Below are 23,357 nucleotides of genomic sequence, written 5' to 3'. Positions count from 1 at the left end.
CGACGGGACGATACTTTTGATATCTCCAAGTCCACAATTGTTATCCGGGAGTCTCGAATATGGACCGACTCGCTGCGTTGCTTGAGCATTTCCATCTCCGGGCCCGGGTGTTCAACACGGGCCCCCTGTGCGAAAAAACCCGCTACGAACGCGAAGGTGGAGTCGGGCACGTGCATCTGCTCAAAGCCGGCAGCCTGCACCTGCAGGTCGATGGCGAGGCCGACCGCCTGATCGACACGCCCAGCCTGATCTTCTTCCTGCAACCGACCGGCCACAGCCTGATACCGGGCCCGGGAGGCGCCGAGACCCTCTGCGGCGACTTCAGCTTCGGCTCGCCGCGCAATCCGTTGTCCCGGGCCCTGGCCCGGCCGCGGACGATCCCACTCGAGCATCTGAACGAACTGGGCCCCACCCTGGCGCTGCTGTTCGACGAGGCACTGAACGAGCGCTGCGGTCGCCAGGCGGCGCTGGACCGGCTCTGCGAGTTGCTGATCATCCAGCTGTTCCGCTACCTGATGGCGCAAGACGAAATCGATATCGGCCTGCTCGCAGGGCTTGCCGACCCGCGCCTGGCCCGTGCCCTGATCGCCATTCACGAGCGCCCCGCCGCGCCCTGGACGCTGGAAAGTCTCGCGGCCGTGGCCAGCATGTCCCGTGCCCGATTCGCCAGCGCCTTTCGCGAAACCGTCGGCCAGACGCCGGGCGACTACCTGACGCAATGGCGGCTTGGTCTCGCCCAGTCACTGTTGCGCGACGGCAAGCCGACCGACTGGGTCGCCAATGCGGTGGGCTACAGCGGCGCTCCGGCCCTGGCCAAGGTGTTCCGGCAGTCGCTGGGGCTCTCGCCGACCCAGTGGCTCAAACAGCCGTAGGTGGACGGCCTCCGTGCGAACCGGGCCACGACCGCGGTTGTTCGCACCGGGGCGGCGCTCCTACGTATACACGCGACCTGCGCCCCTCTTCCGTAGGAGCGCGGCCTCCGTGCGAATACCTGCGGAGCCATGACACAGACTGTCGCGGCTGTCGCTGCGACAGTCCGTCCCGCGACGCTGCCAGGCCCCTTGTCACGACGAGAAAAGCGCCGTATTTCGGGCGTTATGCGCCCTCGAGCACCGCAATTTTTCTGGCATTCAACTTGCTGTGTACAGCAAGCGATTCAATAACCATAAGAAGGAAACTGCGATGTTCCGAAAAAACCTCTCCGTGCTCACGTTGCTCCTGCTGACCGCCTGCGCCACCCTGGCCAGCGCCGCCACACCCGGCATGCGCGGTACCGACCATTTCGGCTTTACCGTGCCCGATACCGACCAGGCGGTGGACTTCCTCGTCGATGTCATGGGCTGCCAGGCCTTCTTCACCATCGGCCCCTTCGGCCCCTTCGAAGACGACTGGATGAAAGAGAATCTCGACGTGAACCCGCGCGCCGAAATACCGGTGGCGCACCTGGTGCGCTGCGGCAACGGCACCAACTTCGAGATTTTCGACTACGACTCGCCCGACCAGCGCACCGAGAAGCCGAAGAACAGCGATATCGGCGGTCACCATATCGCCTTCTACGTCGATGACCTCGACGCCGCCATCGCCTACATGAAGGACCAGGGCGTGCGCTTTCTCGGCGAACCCCACCCCTTCACCGACGGTCCGCTGGAAGGCCTGACCTGGATCTACTTCATGGCACCCTGGGGCATGCAGATGGAGCTGGTTTCGGCACCTGACGGCAAAGGGTACGAAAAAACCACCGACGCCCGTCTCTGGGATCCCCGCGACTGACGCCGCTTTCCCTCTACAACAGCGGTGGCCACGCCACCGCTCCAGGTACTCGCAATGCACAGATCAACCAGCCAATGGCTGCGCTGTCTGCTGTTCGTCGCCACCCTGGCCGCGAGCGGTGCCGCCAGCGCCCATTTCCAGAACTTCCTCGGCCGCATCGTCCATCTCGAGCCCGCGGACGGCGGCATCCTGATTTACGCCCGCCTGCCGCTGGCGGCGGTACTGTTGCCGGGCGACTGGCAGCCGGGCGATGCGGTTCCCTACAGTCGCCCCGCCGCCGGGCGCGACAGGCCTGACGCCCTGCTGCTCGATACCACCGCCCTAGCGGCGGCTCCGGGCCTGTTGCGGGAACAGCTGCGCAACGCGCTGCAGCTCGCCCCGAACGCCCCGAGTCCCGACATCGGGGCTATCCGTATCGAGCCGATCGGCCAGCGCAGTCCGTTCAGCCACCTGCCCCAGGTTCGCGGCGGGCTGCTCAAGCCGCTTTCGCTGCCGGCCAGGCCACTGCCGCTGGCCGATGCCGTGATCGACTACCGGGCGTTCTATCCGGGACTTGAGCTCGCGAAGATTCAAAGCCTTTCGAGCAATCCGCGGGAATGGCCGGACCTCGCCGACAGGACGATCAATATCGTCATGTTGCACGGTCCGGACGGCGCCGAACGCCTGACCTCGAAGGGCCCCTTGCAACTCGAATTCGCCGCCCCGCCACCCTTGTCGGGCCTGACCGGGCAGATTCGCTCGGGCTTCCATCACGTGCTGATCGGCATCGATCATGTGCTCTTCATGCTGATCCTGATTCTGGCCGCACGAAACTGGCAGGCGCTGCTGCGCAGCTCCCTGGCCTTTACCCTGGGGCATTCGATTACCCTTGGCCTCGGCGCCCTCGGCTGGATCGCCACGAGCGGCTGGTTCGTGCCGTTGATCGAGACGGCGATCGCCCTGACCATCCTCTACAGCGGCGCCTGCCTGCTGCTCGGCCGTGGCAACCGGCTGCTCGCCGGGCGGGTGTTCCTCATCGGCCTGCTGCACGGCTGCGGCTTCGCCTTCGTGCTGCATCAGGCCAGCGGAGAATCCCCCTCGACCTGCTGCAGGTCTGGCTCGGCTTCAACCTCGGCATCGAACTCGGGCAACTGTCGATCTATCTCGCCGCCGGCCCGCTGCTATGGCTGCTGCGCCGCCACTGGCCGCTGCAACGGCTGCAGCCGCAGGTGGCACTGGCACTGCCCTGCGTGCTCGTCGCCACCGTCTGGACCTGGCAGCGCAGCCTCGACCTGGCCAGCGTCCTGGGTGTCGTGACCATTTGAAAACGGGTGTTGGGTTACGCGGCTGCGCCGCTGCACCCAACCTACGCCCGACCTTCACCCGACGAATGCGCTTTTTGTACGATGGGGGAGCGAAGCGCCCCCATCGCATACAGACGACAACGCCCGGACAAAGGCAGAAAATTGCTCCTGCATTTTCTGCATACATGGCGGGGCGGCCTTCCGCCTTCCTTGGCCTAGCCCGGGCGCTTTCTAAGCGAAGGATACCCTGCAATCAGAGCATGATGCCGAGCGCCAGGAAGCCGGCAGCCGAGATCGCACCGCCGAGCAGCGCATAGGGCAGCTGGGTGATGGCGTGGCTCATCGGGCTGATGCCGCAGGCCTTGGCCGACAGCACTGTCGAGTCGCCGTAGAAGCAGGCGTGGGAGCCGAAAGCCGAGGCCGAGATCATGGCACCGACCACCAGCGGAATATTGGCGTCGACCGCCAGTGCCAGCGGCAGGATGATCGGCATGCCGACGACGAAGATGCCCCAGAAGGACGCGGTCGCGAACGCCAGTGCCGCCATCACCACGAAGGCCACCATCGGCAGCATATCCGCGGTCATGAAGGCAGTCGTCGCGTTGATCACGTATTCGGTGGTGCCCAGCGCGTCGTTGACCTCGGCCAGCATGAAGCCGCAGAACAGCGTACCGAGCGGCATGATCATGCCGACGAAGCCCTTGAGGATGCCGTCGAACATCTCACCGACACTCAACAGGCGCTGGATGCCGAAGAACGCCAGGGTGACGAAGATCGACGCCATGGCACCGGACATGATGTCGATATCGAAGTACCAGGTGAAGAAGATCAGCGACAGGATCGGCACGAAGAAATTCAGCGTATGGGACTTCTCGACGCCGCCCTCCATCTCGACGTTGTAGGCCGCATCGGCATCGCTGACGACCTGGCCGGATTCGGCGCGGCGCTCGGCGTCCTTCATCCTGCCGAGTAGCGGAATCTTGCCGGCGATCGCCAGGATAACCACCGCGAGGCAGACCCAGGCATAGAGCATGTAGGGGATCGAGTCGATGAACAGGTCGATGCCGCCGCCCTTCTCGGCGACCTTGTTGTCCTCCAGAAGGCCGGCAAAGAAAACCGCCCAGGTCGAGAACGGCAGGATGATGCAGACCGGTGCGGCGGTCGAATCCACCACGTAGGCGAGGAACTCGCGCGAGGTTTTCACCCGGTCGGTGGCCTTGCGCATCGAGGAGCCGATGGTCAGGGCGTTGAGATAGTCGTCGATAAAGATCGCAAGTCCCAGCGTCATGGTCGAGAACAGGGTGCCCTTCTTCGAATGCACCCGGGTGGTGAGCCAGCGGCCGAAGGCTTCGGCGCCGCCCCCAGGGTGACCAGCGAAATCATCGACCCCATCAGGCCGCAGGCGATGAAGATCCAGGCCACCGTATCGTTCATGAAGACGTCGAGAAAGGTGGTGCCGAGCGCCGGAATGAAGGCGGCCGGCGAGTTCGTCATCAGCAGGCCGACGAGGACCCCGATGAACAGCGATTCGATGGTGCGTTTGGTATAGAGCGCCGTGGCGATGACCACCAGGGTCGGCAGCAGGCTCAGCAGGCCGAAGCTGCCGTCCGAGCCAATGGTCTGAAAGCTGTAAAGCGCAAAACCGATCACGGCCAGCACGATCAGGCTGACGGCGATGGTTTCGCTCAGTCGCGTCTGGCTCAGGTTGATACCCGCTTCAGTGGACGTAGACATCTGTGTTCCTCTTTATAGTTGTTTTCCGCGGCAACGGGAACGCGAGGCAGGCCCTGTGTGCGCAGGGACTGCCTCGACTGATTGCACGGTCGGTAAAAGGGATCGGATCAGACGGCCGGCATCTGCTGCGTGATGCAGTGGATATTGCCGCCGCCGAGCAGGATTTCGCGGGCATCGATGCCGATGACCTCCCGCGCCGGGAACAGGCCCTGCAGAATTTCCTGCGCTTCCCGGTCCTTCGCCGGATCGAGCAGCGGGAATACCACCACGCTGTTGCCGATATAGAAGTTGATGTAGGAGCCGGCCATGCGCTCGCCTTCAGTGCGCGGATGGCTGTCGGCCGCCAGGTCGATGCCGCCCGCCTCGTCGGCGCTGATGAAGAGCGGACCCGGGTGCGGCAGCTTGTGCACTTCGAGACGGCGCCCTTTGGCATCGGTGGCGTTGTTCAGCACCTCGAACGCCTCACGCACGATGGCGTACTGCGGATCCGTCGGATCGTCGCACCAGTGCAGTGCCACGACACCGGGCCTGACGAAACAGGCGATATTGTCGATATGGCCGTTGGTCTCGTCGTTGTAGGTGCCGTGGGGCAGCCAGATCACCTTCGAGACATCGAGATATTCGGCCAGGTAGCCTTCGATCTCCTGGCGCGAGAGGTGGGGGTTGCGGTTTTCGTTCAGCAGGCACTCCTCGGTGGTCAGCACCGTGCCCTCGCCGTCGACGTGGATGGCGCCCCCTCCAGCACCAGCGGCGCACGGAAGCGGTGGTCACCGGTGATCGCGCAGACCTTGCGGGCGATGCGGTCGTCCTTGTCCCAGGGGAAGAAAAGACCGCCGTTGAGACCGCCCCAGGCATTGAAGATCCAGTCGACGCCGGCCCGCTCGCCCCGGTCGTTGACGACGAACGTCGGGCCGGTGTCGCGCATCCAGCTGTCGTTGGAGCTGATCTCGACGACGCGCACCTGCGGCGGCAGCATGGCGCGGGCATTTTCGTACTGATCGTCGTTGACGCCGACATAGACGGTTTCGCTGCGCGAAATCGCCTCGGCCACCGCCACGAAGGCGCGCTGGGCAGGCTTGGCGCCCAGACGCCAGACATCACCGCGCTGCGGCCAGAGCATCCAGCAGGCCTCGTGGGGTTCGAATTCGCCCGGCATCCGGAAACCGGCGGCCTTGGGGCTGAGATTGTCGTAGTTGTCGCTCATTGAAGAGACCCTGTTTTCTTTGACTATAGATGCTGACACTACAGGGTGGACGATCGCCGCCCACCCATCTGCTGCCCAGGCTCTCATGCCTCGGGCTGGTAGAGTCCGTCCTCGATCAGCGATTCGACGGTCGCCAGGATGCTCTGGCGCAGGATGCCGACCACCTGGTCGACGGTGTCACGGGTCCAGATCAGCGGCGGCGACAGCACGTTCAGGTGAGCGATCGGGCGCACGATCAGGCCGCGTTTCTGGCACTGCTCGGCGATGCGCTTGCCGACATTGGCCTCCAGCGGCAGCAGCGCCTTGGTTTCCTTGTCCGCCACGCTCTCGATGCACATCATGAAGTGGCTGCCGCGCACGTCGCCGACGATCGGCAGGTCCTTCAGCGTCGCCAGTTGCTGCTCGAGATAGGGGCCGACCTCGCGCACGTTGCCGCAGATGTTCTCGCGCTCCATGATCTCGATATTCTTCAGCGCCGCGGCGCAGGCCACCGGGTGACCGGAATAGGTGTAGCCGGTGCTGAAGACGGCGCCGTCGCGCTGCGGCTTGCTGATCACCTCGTAGATCTCGTCGCTCAGCAGGGTCGCGCCGAGCGGGATGTAGCCGGAGGTCAGGCCCTTGGCACAGTTGATGATGTCGGGCTGGATGCCGAAGACGTCTTCCGAGGCGAAGAAATGGCCCAGGCGGCCGAAGGCGGTGACCACCTCGTCGGAGATATAGAGCATGCCGTACTTCTTGCAGATGTCGTACATGCGACGGTGATAACCCTCGGGTGCCACCAGCACGCCGCCGGCGCCCATGATCGGCTCGGCGATGAAGGCCGCGACCTTCTCTTCACCACCCAGTTCCCGGATGCTGTTCTCGAAGTCCTCGACCAGGTAGTCGCAGTACTCGGCTTCGCTCATGCCTTCGGGACGGCGGTAGCAGTTGGCTTCCTTGACGTGGTGCACGAACTGATGGGCGGTATCGAAGCCCCAGTTGTTGCACTCGATACCGGTCAGGGTCGCGGACACGTAGGTGGTGCCGTGATAGCCGTTGTCGCGCGAAATGATGATCTTCTTGTCCTGCTTGCCCAGCTGGTTGAAGTAGTAGTGGATAATGCGGATGGTGGTGTCGTTCGCCACCGAGCCGCCACAGCTGTAGAAGACATGGTTCAGGTTCGCCGGGGCCAGTTCCGCCAGCTTGGCCGCAAGCTGCGTAGCCGGGACGTTCGACAGGTTGTTGAACGGCGAGTAATAGGCCATGCGCTCGGCCTGCTCGGCCATGACCTGCCCCATTTCCCTGCGGCCGTGACCGATATTCACGCACCAGAGGCCGGCGATGCCGTCGAGATATTGGTTGCCCTTGCCGTCGAAAACATATTCGCCACGGCTTTCGGTAATAATATCGCAGCCCTCCTCGTGGAAGACCGAGAAGTCGGTAAAGGGATGAACGAAGTGCGCCTTGTCCTGTTCCCAGAGCTTGTTGATATCCAAAGCCATGTGAATTGCCTCGCGGTGTTCTGCGTTATAAAGTGGTGCCGGATGACGTTTTCGCCACCCCCTTGTCCATGTGTCCTAAAGTACTACCAGGGCGAAAAACCCATCCATACCCCCGAAGGGATAGCTGAAAAACAGATGAACAAAGTCGGCCTCGGCATTTCACCCTCACAGAGCTGGCACCGGGATCTCGCCGCGCTGATCGACCATATCCGGATGCGCAATTTCCCGGAGGTTCTCCACGAGACGCTGAAACATCTCGTCAGTTTCGACACTATCCTGGTCGCCACCTACAAGCACAGCTTCAAGCCGATCGTCGTGCTCAGCGACCACCCGCAGCGCATGAGCGCCACCCTGGCGAAATACATCAACGAGGTCTATATCCTCGATCCGCTGTTCAATGCCATCCGCAATGGCGTCAACGGCGGCGTCTACCGGCTGCGCGAGATCGCGCCGGATTCCTTCGAAAGCACCGAGTATTACCGCAGCTGCTATCACGAATTCGACCTGGTGGACGAGATCATCCTGATCGTGCCGCTGGAAAACGACGTGGTGTTCACGGTGTCGCTGGGACGCAAGTCGAGCCTCGGTTCGATCACCCGCGCCGAACGCAATACGCTCAACAGTGTTTTCCCGGTAATCAGTGCCTTGGTGCACCAGTTCTGGATCGCCCAGTCGTCGGAATATGTTCACGACGAACAGGCCAGGAACTCGATGGAATATGCCCTCTCGACCTTCGGCAGCGGCGTGCTGACCAAGCGCGAACAGGAGATCACCGGGCTGATCCTGCAGGGCCATTCGTCGAAATCGATCGCCCAGCTGCTCGACATCAGCGCCGGCACCGTCAAGGTCCACCGCAAGAACATCCACGCACGCCTCAACACCTCGACCCAGTCGGAACTGTTCTCGATGTTCCTGGGCCACCTCACCAGCCTGGCGAATGGTTAACGGCACGCGTCACAGGTAGGATGGTTGGAACGACGCCGCGGCACCCAATATCCGCTGCTGACACAGTCGGGGCCTCGTGCAACCCATCGCCACAATGCCATCCGCGACCAATCGATCTGCAATACGATCGATATGGCGGGTTCCGCGATGCACTCACAACGCGGAACAGGTTCCAGTTCATCGGGATGCATCGCTGCACCCACCCTCCGGTCCGTGCGCAGGCAAGCAACGAAAAAAGGGGCGCGGCCGGATGGCAGCGCCCCTTTTCATTGACGGGAAAACGTTTTTTACAGCCGGATCCAGATGGTCTTCAGCTCGGTATATTTCTCCAGCGCATGCAGCGACTTGTCACGGCCGTTGCCGGAGCCCTTGACGCCGCCGAACGGCACGGTCTGGTCGCCGTCGCCCCAGCCGTTGACCCAGACCATGCCGCTCTGGATCCTGCGACTGACACGGTGGGCGCGCTTGAGGTTCGAGGTCCAGACACTGGCACCGAGGCCGTAGGCGCTGTCGTTGGCCAGACGAACCGCCTCCTCCTCGGTCTCGAACTCGCACACCGCCAGTACCGGACCGAAGATCTCCTCCCGCACGAAAGTCATCCCGTTATGAGCGCCGGTGATGATGGTCGGCTGGGAATAGTACCCCTCCCTTCCCGGTGGGCCCTGGTACCGCCGCTGAGCAGTTGTCCCCCTTCGGCGAGGGCGGACTCGATATAGCGATTGACGGTATCGAGCTGGGCGCCATCGACCAACGGTCCCATCGTCGTCGCCGGATCCAGCGGATCCCCCGGCTGGAAGGCTTTGGTCGCGTCCCGCAGGGCGGCCAGGAACCGGTCTCTGATGCCCTTTTGCAGATAGAGCCTCGAGGCGGCGATGCAGACCTCGCCCTGGTTCGAGAAGATCGCCGCCGCGGTGTTGGCGGCCGCTTCGCGGATATCGTCGCAGTCATCGAAGACGATATTCGGCGACTTGCCGCCGGCCTCGAGCCAGACCCGCTTGAGATTGGACTGGCCGGCATATTCCATCAGCATCCCGGCCACGCGGGTGGAGCCGGTGAACACCAGCACATCGACATCCATGTGCAGCGCCAGCGCCTTGCCGGCGGTGTGGCCGAAGCCCGGCAGCACATTGAGCACCCCATCGGGCAGGCCCGCCTGCTGCGCAAGCTCCGCCAGGCGCAGCGCGCTCAGCGGCGATTTCTCCGAAGGTTTCAGTACCACCGAGTTGCCGGCGGCCAGTGCCGGCGCCAGCTTCCAGGTCGCCATCATCAGCGGATAGTTCCAGGGCACGATGGCACCGACCACGCCGATCGGCTCGCGGGTCATCAGCGCCAGCGCATCGTTGCCGGTCGGCGCGATCTCGCCATAGACCTTGTCGACCGCCTCGGCGGTCCAGCGCCAGCAGCCGATGCTGGACGGGATATCGAGGCCGCTGGACTCGCTGATCGACTTGCCCATATCGAGGGTATCGAGCAGCGCGAATTCGTCACGGTGCTGCTCCAGCAGCCCGGCGAGCTTGAGCAGCACCTTCTTGCGCGCCGCCGGCGAACGCTCCGACCAGACGCCGCTGCCGAAGGTCTCGCGGGCATTGCGTACGGCAATGTCGACATCGGGTGCATCGCAGGCGGCGACCTCGGCCAGCAACTGCTCGGTGGCCGGATTGACGCTGCGGAAGGTCTCGCCGCTCAGCGCGGCCTGATACCGCCCGTTGATCCAGGCCTGATCGCGAAACTTCAGGGTCTCGGCCAGCGCCTTCCAGTCGTCGTAGCTTTTCTTCGCCATACTCTCACCTTTTATTAACCTGGCTGACAACCAGGTTCCCTACCTGGTTGTCGATCACACCACAAAAGCTGGCGCAGGTGCGCGGACATGCTGGCTTTCGTGGCGTTCGCATTGGCCTGCGGCCAATGATGAAGCATCCCTGTTTCATGTATTGACCCGCCGGGTCAATACGTACAGCTGCAGTCATTGAACTCCAGTCTACGTCGAAGTGCCCGGCGCCTGTATATGCCGCAGGAGGTATTTCGGGTCCGGCACCGGTTCGGGCTATCCCCGAGTGGGTATGGCGGAACCCTCGGGGCGCCTCTTATATTGACCGACAACCCAGCGATCTACCTGCTGTTACAACCCGATTTCGAACGAGGAGACGCCATGTCTGCACAGAACATCAATGCCCAACGCATCTGGAACAGCCTGATGGAGATGGGCGGGATCGGCGCCACCGACGCCGGCGGCTGCTGCCGCCTGGCCTTGACCGAACTGGATCGCCAGGGCGCGACCTCTTCGTGAAATGGTGCCGGGATGCCGGCTGCGAGATCGGCATCGACCGTCTCGGCAATATCTACGCCCGCCGCCCCGGCAGCGATCCCGATGCACTGCCGATCGCCACCGGCAGCCACCTCGATACCCAGCCGACCGGCGGCAAGTTCGACGGCATCTACGGCTGCCTCGCCGGCCTCGAGGTGATCCGAACCCTCAACGACGAGGGCATACGTACCCGCCGTCCGATCGAAGTGGTTATCTGGACCAATGAAGAAGGCTCGCGCTTCGCACCGGCCATGGTGGCCTCCGGCGTCTACAGCGGCAAGTTCAGCCTCGACTATGCCCTCGATCAGGCCGATGCCGACGGTATCCGCCTCGGCGATGCCCTGGCGGCAATCGGCTATGACGGCGATATCGAGGTCGGCGCACGCAGGTTCGACAAGTTCTTCGAGCTGCATATCGAACAGGGTCCGGTGCTGGAGCGCGAGAACGAGGAGATCGGCGTGGTCACCGGCGTCCTCGGCATGCGCTGGTACGATGTCCGCGTCAAGGGCGTCTCGGCCCATGCCGGCCCGACCCCGATGAACTACCGCAAGGACGCCCTCGGCGCCAGCGCGCGGATGATCGGCGAACTGATCGAGCTGGCGTCGGCGCGTGCCGACCAGGACGGACGCTGCACCATCGGCGAGCTGAAGATTCCAAAGGCCTCGCGCAATGTCATCCCGGGGGATCTGAGCTTCACCCTGGATCTGCGCAACGCGACCCTCGAGGGGCTGGAAGAGATGGAGCAGCAGGCGCAGTCGCTGATCGACCGTATCGCCGGCGAATGCGGCGTCGAGGTCGGCGTCGAGCGGATCTGGGATTCGCCGCCGACCGCCTTCGATGGCGGCTGCATCGAGGCCGTCGAGAAGGTGGTGGCCAAAAGCGGCTACCGCTACCGCCGGATGACCAGCGGGGCCGGCCACGATGCCGTCAACATCTCCACAGTGGCACCCACCTCGATGATCTTCGTGCCATCGGTCGGCGGCATCAGCCACAACGAAACCGAATACTCGACGCCCGAACAGATCGCCTCGGGCGCCCAGATCCTCTTCGAAGTGATGCGCAACGAAGCCGGGATCCTCTGAACCAACCGGCCTGAAGCCACGTACCCGCTTCAGGCCGGACGGTGCTCCGGGAAGCCCATCCCGGAGTCTTTTGTGCACATCAACGGAAATCTGCCTCTTTGATCTTCAAGCCGTTGTACTCTTGCCGCCCCTCTGGGGCGGTTTTTTATGTACAGGATGTACAGTATGCCGCGGGCGCATGGATGCGCAGGAGCGGCGAGTGTCAGGCCCTGACTCGCCGGCTTATTAACACGACTTCCGAGTGACCTTAACTCACGTTCTCCACCGCATCCGCCAGCGCCATGGCGCTGTGCCAGGCGCCCTCTGCATCACCGCCCTGCAGCCAGTCGCCGCAGGCGCCGACGCGGGCGGCAGGATCGAGACCGCATCCAAGATCCGCATGGGTATTGCGGCTGTAGAGCCAGCGGTGGGCACGACTTTCCCCGACATCCAGCGGCGTACCGAGCAGGGTCTCGAGCCCGTTTCGCGCCTGCTCGACGACCCAGCCGGGCTCGGCGTCGAGATGCCGCCGGCTCCAGTCAGCCGTCATCTGCACCCTCCACAAACCGGGCTGGCGTCCGGGCTTGGCGCCTTCGTTGACGACCTGTTCGAAGCAGCCATGACCGCCGCTATAGACATCGGCTGCGGTATCGCTGACGCCGCATTGCGCTGCCACGACCCAGGCCGGCCGGGTCTCTATCCGTTGCGCGGCCCGGCGCAACGCAGGCACCGTCGCCAGCAACGGCTCCGCCTGGGGCGCAGGCGTCGCGACGAAGGCCCAGTCGAAGCGGCCAAGCGCTTGCGCACTGTCATCGAAAAGCTCGACGCCATCGCCAATGCTGTCGATGCGCCCGACCCGAACGCCGGTATCAAGACCGGCGCCGTGCAGCAACCGACGGGTCAGTGCACTGCTGCTTTCACGGGCGACGAACAGGTTGCGCTGTTCGCAAGGCGCACCGTCGAAGTCCCTGAGGCATGGGTTCCAGGGCTCGAGCACCCCCTCGAAGACCAGGGTCAGCAGCCAGTCGTGAAAGTCCTCTCCGCGTGCCTCCAGCCAGGGGACACCCAGGTCGCAGACAGCCGCCTCGATACGGGCGGATGCCATGCGCCCGCCACTGCCACGGCTTTTCTCGAATACCGTAACCAGGTGCCCCTGGCCCGCCAGCCGTTCCGCCAGCACCGAACCGGCCAGGCCCGCGCCGACGATGGCAATCCGCCTGTTGATCATAAAGCACCTCCACTATATAGAGATGTCTCTACGGCGCGACAGTTCAAACAGATCAGCACGGGACAGCACCGACGATTGCCAGTGACGGATGTCGCGGGTAGTCTTTGACCACCCTGCGCGGAAGGACGCCGATGACGATTTTCGACTACGTATTGCTGATGCTGGCCGGCTACTGCGCCGGGGTGCTGAACACCATTGCCGGCGGCGGCAGCTTTCTGACCTTTCCGGCGCTGGTCTATGCCGGCGTGCCGCCGATCGCGGCCAACGCCACCAGTGCCGTCGCCGTGCTGCCGGGCTATCTCAGCGGTGCCCTGGGCTTTCGACGGGAAATCGGTGAATTCACCGCCTCAGAGCTGGTCAGGCTCTGTCTGCTGAGCCTGGCCGGTGGCATCGCCGGCGCCCTGCTGCTGCTGGTGACGCCGGCCGAGGTGTTCGACTTCGTGGTGCCCTTTCTGCTGCTGGCGGCAACGCTGCTGTTCGCCTTCGGCAACCGGCTGATGTCCCTGCTGCGCCGCTCCGGCGAGCCTTTGCCGATGGCGCCGGGGCTGCTGGCGGTGTCGGTCTACGGCGGCTATTTCAATGGCGGGCTCGGCATCATGCTGCTGGCGCAGTTCGCCGCCGCCGGCATGCAGCGCCTGCATCTGATGAACGGCCTGAAGAACCTGCTGTCGTTCGTGCTGTCGTCGATCTCGGTCGCAGCCTTCGCCGTCGCCGGCATCGTCGAATGGCCCCAGGCGCTGCTGATGATGGTGGCGGCCACGATCGGCGGTTACAGCGGCGCCGGCATCGCCCGCGCCCTGTCGCCACGCATCGTGCGTGCCATCGTGATCATCGTCGGCCTGCTGATGACGCTGATCTTTCTATTGCGTTAGCCGACAGGGGTGCCGGCGCGCTCGCCTGCCTTCAGCCCCTCGGTTATACTGCGCTGCAACATCGATACGCAGACGCCGGGACGCAGGGCCAATGACCCGCAACCAGCCGCCCCCAAAGCATATCGACTGCCCCGGAAACCCGACGACGGCCCCTCGCCTGAGCCTATTCATTACCTTTTATGCAAAACCGTACCTATATAGCTGTCGTTCTTCGCGCCCTGATCCGTTTCTTCGCGATGGTGCTCGCCATGCTCTGGACACCCCTCGCCCTGCTGCTGGACACCGTCGTATTCGACGACGAGGTAGCCGAGTTCGGCGCCATCGAGCTGTCCCAAACGCTGTTGCTGCTCGGCTCGACCGCGATCTTCTGGCTCCTGGCGGCGCGCCGGCCTGCAGGTCGTGGCTTTTACGTCCTGGTCGCAGGCTTTTTCAGCTGCATGATTATCCGCGAGCAGGACGCCCTGTTCGACCTGATCGACCACGGCTTCTGGATCTATCCCGCCACCCTGATGGCCCTGTTTGCGCTTGTACTGGCCGCCTTTCAGCACAGGTCCATCCTGCCGGCCATGGCGTCGGCGACGGGCTCGGTCCCGTTCAACTACATACTCGCCGGCCTCGCCATTCTGCTGTTCTTCAGCCGCGTGATGGGAACGGGCGGGCTCTGGGATCAGGTCCTGCCCAACGGCCACGTCTCGCTGGTGAAGAACAGCGTGCAGGAATCGCTGGAGCTGCTCGGCTATATTTTTATCTTCTACGGCACCCTGCTGTTCCAACATGGCACCCGGTACGAGACCCCGTGACACCAGCCCAGGCGGCCAGCCGCATAGATAGACAAACTGCTTTCCGATGTTCCGCACCCTGATGCAGTGGCTGCTACTGATCATGGCCGGCTACCTGCTGCTGGTCGCTCTGCTCTGGCTGTTTCAGGGCCGGCTGATCCACCTGCCCAGCCAGGCACTGGTGGCGACACCGGCGGATATCGGGCTGCGCTACCGGGATGTCGAAATCGACACCGACGACGGCGAGCGACTGCACGGCTGGTACCTGCCGGGGGAACCGGGTAGCGCCACGCTGCTGTTCCTGCACGGCAATGCCGGCAATATATCCCACCGGCTGGATTCGTTGGCACTCTTTCACGAACTCGGGCTCTCGGTGCTGATCATCGACTACCGCGGCTACGGCCGGAGCAGCGGCAGTCCCAACGAGCGGGGTCTTTACCGGGACGGTGAGGCGGCGCTGGCCTATCTCCTTGGACGGCTGAACGTGCCGGCCTCGAAGATTCTGCTGTTCGGCCGCTCCCTCGGCGCCGCCGTCGCGGCGCGGCTGGCGAGCCGGCACTCCGTCGGCGGCCTGATCCTGGAATCGGCCTTCACCTCTGCCACGGATATGGCCGCCGAACTCTATCCCTGGCTGCCCGCTCGGCTGCTGGTGCGTTACCGCTACGACACGGCGCGGTACCTGCAGGGGGTGACGGCGCCGGTACTGATTATCCATAGCCGCGACGACGAGATCGTGCCCTTTCGCCACGCCGAACGCCTGTACCGGATCGGGTCCGCCCCCGGACCTTGCTGTCGATCGAAGGCGACCACAATACGGGCTTTCTGATCTCGCGCGATCGTTATCTCGAAGGACTGCGACGCTTTATCGAGACGGGCGCCGATTGACGCCCACCGGCATCGGCCCGGATAATCATCCGCTGGCCGCCAAACTCCAACCAAGAGCCGCCCATGGTCCGATATTCGAAACAGCAGACAGCGTCCCCGAAACCCAGGACGAGGCAATGAAGATTGCACGATCGACACAGCGCCCCGGTCAGACCAAGGAACAGACCAAGCTGATTGCCCAGGGGATTCAGAAGGGGATCGCCGAGTACAAGAAGCAGCAGAAGGCCAAAGCCCGGGCAGTCGACAAAGAACGCAAACAGGCGGCTAAGCACGAAGAGGCGACGGATACTTCGACAGCGGAATCTACCCCGGAGCGCCGGACAAGCCCCCTGCCGTGGGTTCTGTTGATTCTTTCCTGGTGCCTGTTCGCCGCTTATTTCGTTATCAAACCCTTCTGACAACGGTCGGGCTGCGCCCGACTTGGTGGGTTACGCGGCGCCCGAACGATGCGATATCCGAAAGTCCCTGCCTTTGCACCGCTAACGCCACCCTACGTGAGAAGGGGCAATGCGAACGAAACCCAACGTCACGCCCGCTACACCTGAAGCCCCTGCAGCCGGTCGACCGCCATCCTACGTAGGTTGGGTAGAGCGCCGAAGGCGCGAAACCCAACACCGGCTCAAGACTCAAAGCCCCAGCAGCCGGTCGATCGCCGTCATATCCAGATGTTGCTCCAGGGTATCGGCCAGACGATCGATGCCCGCCTCGCGCAGCTGCCGGTAATCGGGCGTGGCGGCCTGCACCAGTCCGGCCCAGCGCAGCAGGCTGTCGCAGGCCTCGCTGGCATCGAAGAGCCCATGGACATAGGTGCCCAGCACCTGATCATCCGCGCTGATGGCGCCGTCAAAGCGGTCGCCGAGGCGCAGCGCCGGACGCCCGAGCGCCGCGCCCTCGCTGACACCGGCATGGATCTCGTATCCTTCCACCGGAGCCCCGTCCAGCAGCAGGCTGCCGGACACATTGCGCAGCTGCTTGTCGGGGGCCAACCGGGTTTCCAGGTCGAGCAGCCCCAGCCCCTCACTGCTGCCGGCCGGCCCTCGATCCCCAACGGGTCGTGCACGGCGCGGCCCAGCATCTGGTAGCCGCCGCAGATGCCGATCAGCTTGCCGCCGTAGCGCAGGTGTCGACGGATATGGGGTTCCCAGCCCCGGGCGCGTAGCCAGTCGAGGTCGCTGCGCACCGACTTGGAGCCGGGCAGCAGGATCAGATCCGCGGGCCCCAGCACGGCACCGGGCCCGACGAATTCGAACTCGACCTGCGGATGCAGCCGCAGCGGGTCGAAATCGGTATGGTTGCTGATATGGGGCAGTGCCGGCACCTGTACGCGAAAGCCCTGTGCCGATGTCGCCGGTACGACCTCCCGCGGCAGCGCGTCCTCGGCCTCCAGATGCAGGCCATGCAGGTAAGGGAGCACGCCCAGCACCGGCTTTCCGGTGTGCGCTTCGAGCCAGTCCAGCCCCGGCTGCAGCAGGCCGATATCACCGCGAAAACGGTTGATCACGAAGCCGGCGACCCGGGCCTGTTCCGATTCACTCAGCAGCGAGAGGGTACCGACCAGATGGGCGAAAACGCCGCCACGGTCGATGTCGGCGATCAGGACCACCGGGCAGTCGACCGCCTCGGCGAAGCCCATGTTGGCGATGTCGCGGTCGCGCAGATTGATCTCGGCCGGCGAACCGGCGCCCTCGACGATCAGCGCCCGGTACTGCCGGCTGAGCCGGTCGTGGGACGCAAGCACCGCCTCCATCGCCACCCGCTTGTAGTCGTGATAAAAGGCCGCTTCCATATTGGCGATGGCCCTGCCATGGACGATCACCTGGGCGCCGGTATCCGAATTGGGCTTGAGCAGGATCGGGTTCATGTCGGTGTGGGGCGCGAGGCCCGCGGCCTGAGCCTGGACCGCTTGGGCCCGGCCGATCTCGCCGCCATCCAGGGTAACGGCACTGTTGAGCGCCATATTCTGCGGCTTGAACGGCGCCACCGCGATACCCCGCCGCGCCAGCACGCGGCACAGACCCGCCACCAGGGTGCTCTTGCCGGCATCGGAGGTGGTGCCCTGGACCATCAGCGTCTTGCCATTCATAGCGTCAATTCCTTCAAGGCGGTTTCCAGCCGGGACCAACCGGCTTCATCCGGCGGCAGACCGAAGCGCAGGCTCGCCGGCCGTTCAAAGTATCGCGTCAGGATCCCCTGCCCGGCCAGCTGTTCATGGACAGTCCGGGCGCCGCCCAGCCGGACCCACTGAAACAGCGCACAGCCCCCGAAGGCGGCAGTCCGTACCGGGTCAGCAGCGTCCTCAGGCACCGGCTGCCGGTCTCGAGGCGGGTACGCGCCTGCTGCTGCCAGTCTTTGTCCAGCAGCGCCAAACGGGCCGCCTCGCGAGCCGGCCCGGCGATCGCCCAGGGCCCCAGCGCTTCATGCAAGCGGGACAGCAGTGCCGTCTCGGCCAGTACGAAACCGACCCGGATACCGGCCAGGCCGAAGAATTTGCCGACCGATCGCAGCACGATCAGCCCGGCCAGACCGCCCAGGGACGCCAGACTCCGCTCCGGCGTACTGTCGATAAAGGCCTCGTCGAGCACCAGCCAGCCGCCACGCGCCGCCATCCGGTGATGCCAGCCCAGCAACTCGTCGCGGCCGAAGCGCTCGCCACCGGGATTGCCCGGATGGATCAGCACCAGCACCTCGCAGTCCGGCAGCTCGGCCCGCAGCTGCTCGACCCGAAGTGCCTCGACCCTGTGCCCCGCGCGTCGCCAGCTTTCGGCATGCTCGCGATAGCCCGGTGCCATCACCGCCACGCGGCAAGGAGGCCTCAGCCGCGGCAACGCCTGGATCGCCGCCTGTGAGCCGGCCACCGGCAACAGCGCGTGGCAGCCATAATAGGTGCGGGCCGCGGCCTCCAGGCCATCGCCATCCTCCGGCAGCCGGGTCCAGCACGCCGCTGGCAGCGCCGGCACCGCAAAGCCACGGGGGTTGATTCCAGTGGAGAGGTCCAGCCAGTCTCCAAGTGGAATGCCGTACCGTGCCGAGGCTTCGCGCAAACGGCCGCCATGCTCAAGCATATCCGCCCGCATGCCCTGTTGGGCGGCCGTGCGCTGCGGCGGGCTTGCAGATTCATGCATATCCATTCCAGAGTTCATGCCCCGAGACCATCAGCGCCACCCCGAGCCAGAGCAGCAGGCTGTTGCGGACCAGTTTCAGTGCCCGCAGGATATCGGCCGCCTGCGGCTTGCAACCGGTGCCCAGCCAGGGTTTGGCTTTCCACTCGCCGCGGTAGCGGGTCGGCCCGCCCAGGCGTATGCCCAGGGCGCCGGCACCGGCCGCCATCACCGGGCCGCCATTGGGGGTCTCGCAACCCGCTGCCTGCTGCCGCCAGCAGCGCAATGCCTGGCGGGTGGGCCCCAGCAGCGCATAGCTGACCGCCGTCAAGCGGGCCGGCACCCAGTTCAGCAGATCGTCGAGCCGGGCAGCGGCCCAGCCAAAATGCCGATAGCGGGGGAACGATAACCCCAGCGTGCATCCAGCGTATTGGCAAGGCGATACAGCACCACGCCGGGCAGGCCGGCCAGCGCGAACCAGAACAGGGCACCGAAGACCGCATCAAGGCCGTTTTCCAGAATCGACTCGATCGTCGAACCTTCAATATCCATTGTTGCAGCGTCTCGACTCACTATTCTCGAAGCATATTCGCGGGCTTGAGGTTCGTTATGCTGTTGCAAGGCTACGACTACAGGTTGTGCATGATCGTGCAAACTGCGCAGCCCCAGCGCCCAATAGAGCCCGAGGAGCGACGCGCAACCATAGACCCAGGGCCACTGCCGCAACAACACGGCCAGGGCAACAGCGGGCCCGAGCAGCAGCAGCCAGGCGATGATGCCGTGCAGCCGCTGGCGCCAGGGCGGACTTTCACTGTCGCGAAAGCGGGCTTCCACCCGGTCCACCAGCCGGCCGAACCAGACCAGCGGATGCCAGCGTAACGGCGGTTCGCCCAGGCGCCAGTCCAGCGCACAGGCGGCTAGCATCAGCAGCGCCGTGTTCAAGGCGAACGACCTCCGGCTATCGTCTTCATCCGGGGATTATTGCCCCCAGCCGTCGGTAAACAGCAGTTCCGACAGCGGGCGCGGCTCGGCCCAGCCCTGCTGCTGCAGCATCGGCTTGCTGTAGAAGGCATCGACATGACCGAGACAAAGCACCGCGACCGGACGGCTGCCGCAGGGCATCCCGAGCAGCTCGGCCAGTGCCTGCGGATCGAACAGCGATACCCAGCCCAGGCCGAGCCCCTCGGCGCGGGCTGCGAGCCAGAGGTTCTGAATGGCGCAGGCCACCGATGCCAGGTCCATTTCCGGCAGCGTGCGGCGCCCGAATATATGATCCTCGCGCTTGTCCATCAGCGCCACCACCAGCAGTTCGCCGCACTCGCGCACGCCCTCCACCTTGAGGCGCAGGAATTCTGCCTCCCGCTCCCCCAGCGCCTGCGCAGTCCTCTCACGTTCCTGCTCCACCAGCGCAGCAATTCCTGCCCGCTTGCCGGCATCGAGGATGCGGACAAAGCGCCAGGGCTGCATCAGCCCGACGCTCGGTGCGCAGTGAGCCGCCTCCAGAAGCCGGGCCAGCACCTCGGGATCGACCGGGTGGGGCCTGAAATGCCGCATATCACGCCGCTCCCGAATCACCCGGTAAACCGCTTCGCGCTCCGCGTCACTGAAGACAAACTCCGTCATGTCCGGCGCCTACAGCTCGATGCCGGGCTGCGCCTTGATGCCGGCGCGAAAAGCGTGCTTGACGTCGCCCATCTCGGTCACCGTATCGGCCAGCTCGATCAGTTCCACCGGCGCGCCGCGACCGGTAATGACGACATTCTGCCGCTCGGGCCGGCGCTGAACCGCCTCGATCACCGTCTCCAGAGCCAGGTATCCGTATTTCAGTGCGATATTGAGCTCGTCGAGCACCACCAGGTTGATCGCCGGGTCGGCCAGCATTTCGCGGGCGATATCGAAGGCGGCTTCGGCGGCGCGCTTATCCCGCTCCCGGTCCTGGGTTTCCCAGGTGAAGCCTTCACCCATGACGTGGTAGCGCACACCCGGCAACCGGCGGAAGAATGCCTCTTCGCCAGTGCTGAAGGCCCCCTTGATGAACTGCACCACCCCGACCTGCTGGCCGTGGCCGAGGGCCCGGGCCACCATGCCGAAGGCCGAGCTGCTCTTGCCCTTGCCGTTGCCGGTCAGCACCAGCACGATGCCGCGCACCGTTTCGGCACGGGCGATGGCCTTGTCGACCACCGCTTTCTTGCGCTGCATTCTCGCCTTGTGGCGCTCCTGCCGATCGTTCATGTCTTTGTCTCCGTGGAGCCGGTGGTTTTCAGACCAAGCGCAGCCAGAGTGGCGGCATGCAGCAGCGCGGCGGTGCCGATGTAGAACGCCAGGGATTCGAGGCTGCGCGGCCCGTAGCGCAACAGGCGCAGACCGAACTCCGCCAGCGTCGGGTCGGCGTAACGCCCCGAGAAGAAGTAGAAGCTGCCACTGGAGATCAGCTGACAGAGGCTGGAGGCCACCAGCACCGCCAGCGAAAGCGGCACCAGGGTCGCCAACTGCGGCCGGTATCGGCGGGCGAACCACTGGCCGCCGAGCCAGAGCGAACCGTAGGCCGGCAGCAGCATCGGGTAGGCGGCGCTGACGCAGAAGTCGGAGACGCCCTGGAAGCCGATAGCCACGAAATCCAGCAGCACCGCCTCGACCATCAGCGCCGGGAAGGCCCATTTAGAACGCAGGTAGAAACCGGCCAGGAAGAAGACCGCCCAGGAGGCGCTCGGCAGATTTTCGAGACTGGCGAAGTGGTGCCCGCGGCTCGCGAGCATCAGCAGCGCCAGCCCCAGGCCCAGACCTAGCTGGGCGCGGGAACTGAGTTTCAGCATGGTGACAGTCCTTTAGCGGGGGCGTAGCTGAGGGTGGCGTAGAAGCTGCGACCCTCCTGCTCGTAGAAAGAGGCCGTCTCGTAGTCCCGGTCGAACAGATTGACGGCCCTGGCACCGAGCGTCCAGTCGGCGGCAAAGCGGTAGCTGGCGCGCAGGTCCAGGGTCGCATAACCGTCCAGCTCGCGGCTGTTCGCCAGGTCGTCGTAGCGCTTGCCCACGGCATGGACGCTGGCGCCGACGCCGTAGCGGCCGAAATCGCGATCGAGGTCGAGCTGCAGACTCTGCCTGGCACGCCGCGGCAGGCGGTTGCCGGTATCCCGGTCCTCGGGGTCGAGCAGCGTCAGATTGCCGTTCAGGTCCCAGTCGCCGAGCGGCTGCTGCAGCACCAGCTCCAGCCCGCGGATCCGGGCGGATTCGACGTTCGCCGGCGCCATGATGGAAGCATCGAAGGCGATCAGGTCGTCGATCCGGGTTTCGTAGAGGTTCAGCGCCCAGTTGCCCTGGCCGAGCGGCGCCGCGATACCGAACTCCAGGGTTTCGGACTCCTCCGGCGCCAGATCGGGGTTGCCGAAGAAGGGGAAGTAGAGCTCGTTGAAACTCGGTGCCTTGAAGGCCGTGCCGTAACTGGCCGTCAGCCGTACCCCGTATGCGGTGTCGTAGCCCCAGGCCAGACTGCCGGTGCCCTGGCTGCCGAACTGCTCGTTGTCGTCATGGCGCAACGCGGCGATCAGCTCGTGGCGGCCCAGCATGAACTGGTACTGGGCGAAAGCGCCGCTGTTGTCACGCTCGGTGACGTCGAAGTCTTCGGTGCTGCTGACTTCGTCGTGCTGAAAATCGAGCCCCAGCGTCAGCAGCGCAGTGCTGCCGACGGCGATATCGTTCTGCCAGCTGACGCTGTCGCGGCGGGTATCGAAGCGGCTGCTGAAGTCGCCGTCCTTGAAGTTGTCGGACTCGTCCCAGCTGCGGCCGAGCTGCAGACGGGTCTGCCAATGCTCGCTCAGGGCGCTGTCGAGACTGACTCCGAGCACCTGCTGCCCGGACTCGGACTCGTTCTGGAAGTTGCCGTCGAATTCGGAGTCGCCCTCGGTGCGCAGCCAGTTGAAGGCAACTTCGGTATCGTCGCTCAGCCGGCGCCCGGCCCGCAGCGAGGCCGCCCGGTTGCGGTAGCCGTCCCTGTCCGGCTCGTCGGCGAAACAGCCGGCGAAGGCCGTCGCGGCGGCCGGATCACAGGCATTGATCCCTTCGGTGTTCAGGGCACTGAAGCCGGCGTTGAACCAGCCCGCCTCGCCGCCGGCAGACAGCCCGAAATCGCCGCTCCGGGTCTGGTGGGAGCCCAGGGTGACACTGGCCCTGGGTCTGAGCTCGCCCTGCCCCTTGCGGGTGAAGATCTGGATCACCCCGCCAATGGCTTCGGAGCCGTACAGGCTCGAACGGGGACCGCGCACGATCTCGATGCGCTCGATCTGGCTCAGAGGCAGGTCCTGGAAAGCGGTGGTGCCGGCGGTGGCGGAGCCGACCTTGATTCCGTCGATCAGTACCAGCACGTGATCGGAATTGGTGCCGCGCAGAAAGACGGAGGTGGCCTTTCCGGGCCCGCCGTTGTTGGACAGGGCCAGTCCCGGTACACCACGCAGTAGCTCCGGCAGCAGTTGCGCCTGGCTGCGCTCGATATCGTTGCGACTAATGACGGTAACCGAGGCCAGAGTTTGATCGGCGGTCTGGGCGGTTCGGGTCGCGGTCACGATGACCGGACTCAGGGTGGTCGCGGCCGCGGCCTGGCAGGCGGCAGACCCCAGCAGCACGGCGGCTGAAAGCGTGGTGTTCTTCATTTTGATGACGATCCTTCCCGTGCTCACCCGCACGGCAACAGAAAAAGGGTCGACGAGGGAAGGGATCGAA

19 protein-coding genes and 4 pseudogenes are annotated in these 23,357 nt (G+C 64.7%); 10 read left to right on the top strand and 13 right to left on the bottom strand.

The window, feature by feature from the left end; translation table 11 throughout:
• The first annotated feature begins 59 nt into the window (after positions 1-59).
• The 3 genes from ACFQDL_RS20750 (at position 60) to ACFQDL_RS20740 (ending at position 3,066) form a co-directional block, all read left to right on the top strand.
• Positions 60-872 carry an AraC family transcriptional regulator gene (locus ACFQDL_RS20750; protein WP_379910680.1) on the top strand — a complete coding sequence of 271 codons (813 nt, stop codon included), beginning with the start codon at positions 60-62 and terminating at the stop codon, positions 870-872.
• A 310-nt stretch (positions 873-1,182) separates the two neighbouring features.
• Positions 1,183-1,770 (top strand): VOC family protein, encoded by a 588-nt coding sequence (locus ACFQDL_RS20745; protein ID WP_379910679.1) that lies wholly within the window; start codon positions 1,183-1,185, stop codon positions 1,768-1,770.
• Between the two features lie 54 nt (positions 1,771-1,824).
• On the top strand, positions 1,825-3,066 hold the full coding sequence (locus ACFQDL_RS20740; protein WP_379910678.1) for a HupE/UreJ family protein: 1,242 nt from the start codon (positions 1,825-1,827) through the stop codon (positions 3,064-3,066).
• A gap of 240 nt (positions 3,067-3,306) precedes the next feature.
• Here ACFQDL_RS20740 and ACFQDL_RS20735 read toward each other — a convergent pair whose 3' ends face one another.
• The 4 genes and pseudogenes from ACFQDL_RS20735 to ACFQDL_RS20720 all read right to left on the bottom strand — a co-directional run bounded on the left by ACFQDL_RS20735 (position 3,307) and on the right by ACFQDL_RS20720 (position 7,472).
• Positions 3,307-4,374 carry a Na+/H+ antiporter NhaC family protein gene (locus tag ACFQDL_RS20735; protein ID WP_379910677.1) on the bottom strand — a complete coding sequence of 356 codons (1,068 nt, stop codon included), beginning with the start codon at positions 4,372-4,374 and terminating at the stop codon, positions 3,307-3,309.
• Entirely contained in the window at positions 4,338-4,787 is a 450-nt protein-coding gene (locus ACFQDL_RS20730; protein WP_379910676.1) for a hypothetical protein, read from the bottom strand. The genes ACFQDL_RS20735 and ACFQDL_RS20730 overlap by 37 nt, the downstream gene beginning before the upstream one ends.
• A 107-nt stretch (positions 4,788-4,894) precedes the next feature.
• Positions 4,895-5,991, bottom strand: a pseudogene (aguA, locus tag ACFQDL_RS20725) (agmatine deiminase).
• Positions 5,992-6,074: 83 nt separating this feature from the next.
• The gene (locus ACFQDL_RS20720) at positions 6,075-7,472 is read right to left on the bottom strand and encodes an aminotransferase (RefSeq protein ID WP_379910675.1); all 1,398 of its coding nucleotides are present in this window, start codon (positions 7,470-7,472) and stop codon (positions 6,075-6,077) included.
• Between the two features lie 135 nt (positions 7,473-7,607).
• On the opposite strand from ACFQDL_RS20720, the gene ACFQDL_RS20715 reads away from it, so the two are divergent.
• A complete protein-coding gene (locus ACFQDL_RS20715; RefSeq protein WP_379910674.1) occupies positions 7,608-8,417 on the top strand; it encodes a response regulator transcription factor in 810 nt (269 codons plus the stop codon).
• 287 nt (positions 8,418-8,704) lie between these two features.
• Here the strand turns inward: ACFQDL_RS20715 and ACFQDL_RS20710 are convergent.
• Positions 8,705-10,197: pseudogene (locus tag ACFQDL_RS20710) on the bottom strand (aldehyde dehydrogenase).
• A 369-nt stretch (positions 10,198-10,566) separates the two neighbouring features.
• Between ACFQDL_RS20710 and ACFQDL_RS20705 the strand changes: the two are divergent.
• Both ACFQDL_RS20705 and ACFQDL_RS20700 read left to right on the top strand, forming a co-directional pair.
• Entirely contained in the window at positions 10,567-10,704 is a 138-nt protein-coding gene (locus ACFQDL_RS20705; RefSeq protein ID WP_379910673.1) for a hypothetical protein, read from the top strand.
• Positions 10,701-11,804: a M20 family metallo-hydrolase gene (locus tag ACFQDL_RS20700; RefSeq protein WP_379910672.1), complete on the top strand. Its 1,104-nt coding sequence runs from the start codon at positions 10,701-10,703 to the stop codon at positions 11,802-11,804. The genes ACFQDL_RS20705 and ACFQDL_RS20700 overlap by 4 nt, the downstream gene beginning before the upstream one ends.
• 247 nt (positions 11,805-12,051) lie before the next feature.
• On the opposite strand, the gene ACFQDL_RS20695 is transcribed toward ACFQDL_RS20700, so the two are convergent.
• Positions 12,052-13,011, bottom strand: a complete 960-nt coding sequence (locus tag ACFQDL_RS20695) for an NAD(P)/FAD-dependent oxidoreductase (protein WP_379910671.1) — start codon at positions 13,009-13,011, stop codon at positions 12,052-12,054.
• A gap of 131 nt (positions 13,012-13,142) precedes the next feature.
• On the opposite strand from ACFQDL_RS20695, the gene ACFQDL_RS20690 reads away from it, so the two are divergent.
• The 4 genes from ACFQDL_RS20690 to ACFQDL_RS20675 all read left to right on the top strand — a co-directional run bounded on the left by ACFQDL_RS20690 (position 13,143) and on the right by ACFQDL_RS20675 (position 15,945).
• The gene (locus tag ACFQDL_RS20690) at positions 13,143-13,883 is read left to right on the top strand and encodes a sulfite exporter TauE/SafE family protein (protein ID WP_379910670.1); all 741 of its coding nucleotides are present in this window, start codon (positions 13,143-13,145) and stop codon (positions 13,881-13,883) included.
• 248 nt (positions 13,884-14,131) lie between these two features.
• Positions 14,132-14,683 carry a hypothetical protein gene (locus tag ACFQDL_RS20685; RefSeq protein WP_379910669.1) on the top strand — a complete coding sequence of 184 codons (552 nt, stop codon included), beginning with the start codon at positions 14,132-14,134 and terminating at the stop codon, positions 14,681-14,683.
• Positions 14,684-14,729: 46 nt separating this feature from the next.
• Positions 14,730-15,488: an alpha/beta hydrolase gene (locus tag ACFQDL_RS20680; protein ID WP_379910668.1), complete on the top strand. Its 759-nt coding sequence runs from the start codon at positions 14,730-14,732 to the stop codon at positions 15,486-15,488.
• Between the two features lie 55 nt (positions 15,489-15,543).
• Positions 15,544-15,945 carry a DUF2956 domain-containing protein gene (locus ACFQDL_RS20675; protein ID WP_379910667.1) on the top strand — a complete coding sequence of 134 codons (402 nt, stop codon included), beginning with the start codon at positions 15,544-15,546 and terminating at the stop codon, positions 15,943-15,945.
• Between the two features lie 228 nt (positions 15,946-16,173).
• Here ACFQDL_RS20675 and ACFQDL_RS20670 read toward each other — a convergent pair.
• The 7 genes and pseudogenes from ACFQDL_RS20670 to btuB all read right to left on the bottom strand — a co-directional run bounded on the left by ACFQDL_RS20670 (position 16,174) and on the right by btuB (position 23,287).
• Positions 16,174-17,630: pseudogene (locus ACFQDL_RS20670) on the bottom strand (cobyric acid synthase).
• Between the two features lie 97 nt (positions 17,631-17,727).
• Complete coding sequence (gene cobD, locus ACFQDL_RS20665; protein WP_379910666.1) at positions 17,728-18,669, bottom strand: threonine-phosphate decarboxylase CobD; 942 nt, start codon at positions 18,667-18,669, stop codon at positions 17,728-17,730.
• Positions 18,662-19,569: pseudogene (gene cbiB / locus ACFQDL_RS20660) on the bottom strand (adenosylcobinamide-phosphate synthase CbiB). Before cbiB ends, cobD begins: the two are co-directional and overlap by 8 nt.
• A 54-nt stretch (positions 19,570-19,623) precedes the next feature.
• Positions 19,624-20,268 carry a 5,6-dimethylbenzimidazole synthase gene (gene bluB / locus ACFQDL_RS20655; RefSeq protein WP_379910665.1) on the bottom strand — a complete coding sequence of 215 codons (645 nt, stop codon included), beginning with the start codon at positions 20,266-20,268 and terminating at the stop codon, positions 19,624-19,626.
• A 9-nt stretch (positions 20,269-20,277) separates the two neighbouring features.
• Positions 20,278-20,877 (bottom strand): cob(I)yrinic acid a,c-diamide adenosyltransferase, encoded by a 600-nt coding sequence (gene cobO / locus ACFQDL_RS20650; RefSeq protein ID WP_379910663.1) that lies wholly within the window; start codon positions 20,875-20,877, stop codon positions 20,278-20,280.
• Positions 20,874-21,458: a hypothetical protein gene (locus ACFQDL_RS20645; protein ID WP_379910662.1), complete on the bottom strand. Its 585-nt coding sequence runs from the start codon at positions 21,456-21,458 to the stop codon at positions 20,874-20,876. The genes cobO and ACFQDL_RS20645 overlap by 4 nt, the downstream gene beginning before the upstream one ends.
• Positions 21,452-23,287 carry a TonB-dependent vitamin B12 receptor gene (gene btuB, locus ACFQDL_RS20640; RefSeq protein WP_379910661.1) on the bottom strand — a complete coding sequence of 612 codons (1,836 nt, stop codon included), beginning with the start codon at positions 23,285-23,287 and terminating at the stop codon, positions 21,452-21,454. Before btuB ends, ACFQDL_RS20645 begins: the two co-directional genes overlap by 7 nt.
• Positions 23,288-23,357 lie beyond the last annotated feature (70 nt).

Origin of the sequence: Marinobacterium aestuariivivens (assembly GCF_042661465.1) — a bacterium.
Taxonomy (GTDB): domain Bacteria; phylum Pseudomonadota; class Gammaproteobacteria; order Pseudomonadales; family Balneatricaceae; genus Marinobacterium_A; species Marinobacterium_A aestuariivivens.
Note: the sequence above shows the minus strand (reverse complement) of the source record. Positions and strands in the feature narration are given on the sequence as shown.